Genomic DNA, 2,017 nt, shown 5'->3' with positions numbered 1-2,017 from the left:
CAGGGGCTGGCGTAAATCCGCTTGCCCCGCGATAGCGCCAGCCCAGGCAATCAATCAGCCGGCTGCTTGAACACATAGAACAGGTTCGGCTCGCTGACCAGGTAGATGGTCCCGGCATCGTCCATCGCGATTCCCTCCGCCTGCGGCACCGTCTGCTTCAAGCCCTGGAAGCCTTTGCGCAGCGACAGGGTGCTTAGCGGCCGCCCTTTCACGTCCAGTTCCAGCACCAGCCGCGACTCATCCGACAACGCCAGCAGATGCCCGCTGCGCTCGTCGAACTGCAGGCTGGACAGGTCGCGCACGAACAACCGTCGATCACGCTTGCGGTCCTGCACCACATGCACGGCATAGGGCTTGTCCGGGTTGTCGTGGGGGAAGCCATGCACCTCGTAGATCATCATCGGATCCCGCTCCTTGGCCACGAACAGGCGCTTGCCTGCCGAATCGTAGGCCAGGCCCTCGAACCCCTTGTTGCCATTGAGGCCGATCCCCAGTGAAAGCTGCTCGGCATCGCTGGCGTCGAGGAACAGGGTGTCATCGTCCAGGCGCACGCGGATCAGCCGCTGCTGGCGCTCGTCAGTGATCACATAGCTGTTGGGGCCCACGTACTCCACTGCCTCGGGGTCGCCGAAGCCGGTCAGCGGCACGCGGCGCAGGATGCGCCCGTCCAGCGACAGCTCGATCAGCTCCGACCTGGCGTTGGTGACGGTGAACAGGGTCTTGCGGTCGGGATCGTAGGTCAGCGCCGAGAGGTCATCGTCCAGCCCGTCGATCGGTCGGGCTTCGATCGTGACCTGATAGCGGTCGAGGCCGATGCTCTGTTCGGCCGGTTGCCACCAGGTCTTGAGATTGAACCAGCCCCGCTCGAACAGGCGGAATTCATGCCCCGCCAGGCCCAGAACGAGCAAGGGAACGAGCACGATGAAGGCAAGCAGCAGGCGGAAGTGGCGGCGCATGGGGGCAGACTCGGCTAAAGGAGCACGCATCTAACCACTATCAACTGAAGCAAAGCTTAATGCCATCATCAGAAATGGCCGAACGTGCTGTCAGTTCTTCCTGAAGCGATAGAACAGATTGGGTTCGCTGACGATGTACAGGTTGCCCTGGTCGTCCATGGCCACGCCCTCTGCCCGTGGAATGGTGTCGCCCAGGTCGTTGAAGCCTCCCAGCAGGGTCATGAAGCTGACCTGTTCGCCTTTCTCGTCCAGCTCCAGCAGCATGTTGGAGTCCGCCGACAAAGCCAGCAAATGGCCGGTGCGCGGATCGACACCCAGCGCCGAGAGGTTGCGCAGGTCCAGATCATCGTTGGGCAGCAGCTCCTTGTCGCCGGTGAGCGGGCCGCGTCCGTCGGTACGCCAGGTGTACAGCTTCGGTGGGCGCTCCGCGCCGATGATCAGGCGCTGGTTTGCCGGGTCCCAGGCGATGGCCTCGAAGCCCTTGTTGCCTTTGTCCGCGTCGCCCAGGCCATGGCTCTGGTAGTTGGCGCGATCGATCGAAGTGGTGCTGGCGTCCACCTTGACCACGGTCAGGTCATGGTGGCGTTCATCGACGATGGCGATCTGGCCATCCTCGAGCACCGCCACGCCTTCCGGGTTGGCCCAGCCTACCAGGGGGATCTTGCGCAGCACGTCGCCCTCGAGGCTGAGCTCGGTCAGGAACGGGTGCTTGCCCATCACCGCGAACAGCGTGCGGGTGCGTGGGTTGAACGCCAGGTCCGAGGCTTCGTCACGTTCCATGCCCGGCAGCGGCTTGGCGTCGATATCCACCACGTAGTCCGGCAGCCAGATGCTCTCCTTGCGCTCGGCCTGGCTTTCGAAACCTTCCTGTATCCACAAAAGGCCACGGTCGTCCCAGTGCATGGCGGCCACCAGGCCATAGCCGATCACGGCCAGGGCAGCCAGCCCGAGTGGCCAGCGGACGGACAGGCGCCGCTTGGGTGCAGGCGGAAGGGACGCACTGGAAGGGTTGGCCATCAAGGAAGGTTCCTGAAAATACGCAGAAGAATCGTCGCCGGGAA

2 protein-coding genes are annotated in these 2,017 nt (G+C 63.6%); both read right to left on the bottom strand.

Features of this window, described 5'->3' with window-relative positions; genetic code table 11:
- Window positions 1-50 precede the first annotated feature (50 nt).
- The gene (locus N5D48_RS26070; RefSeq protein ID WP_279889015.1) at window positions 51-956 is read right to left on the bottom strand and encodes an SdiA-regulated domain-containing protein; all 906 of its coding nucleotides are present in this window, start codon (window positions 954-956) and stop codon (window positions 51-53) included.
- A gap of 90 nt (window positions 957-1,046) precedes the next feature.
- Window positions 1,047-1,973: an SdiA-regulated domain-containing protein gene (locus N5D48_RS26065; RefSeq protein WP_279889014.1), complete on the bottom strand. Its 927-nt coding sequence runs from the start codon at window positions 1,971-1,973 to the stop codon at window positions 1,047-1,049.
- Window positions 1,974-2,017 lie beyond the last annotated feature (44 nt).

Source organism: Pseudomonas sp. GD03858, assembly GCF_029840925.1.
Classification (GTDB): domain Bacteria; phylum Pseudomonadota; class Gammaproteobacteria; order Pseudomonadales; family Pseudomonadaceae; genus Aquipseudomonas.
Note: the sequence above shows the minus strand (reverse complement) of the source record. Positions and strands in the feature narration are given on the sequence as shown.

Bases quoted from the DNA above. Each gene is read 5' to 3' on its own strand.
- N5D48_RS26065 (WP_279889014.1), bottom strand. From the start codon at position 1,973: ATGGCCAACCCTTCCAGTGCGTCCCTTCCGCCTGCACCCAAGCGGCGC.
- N5D48_RS26070 (WP_279889015.1), bottom strand. From the start codon at position 956: ATGCGCCGCCACTTCCGCCTGCTGCTTGCCTTCATCGTGCTCGTTCCC.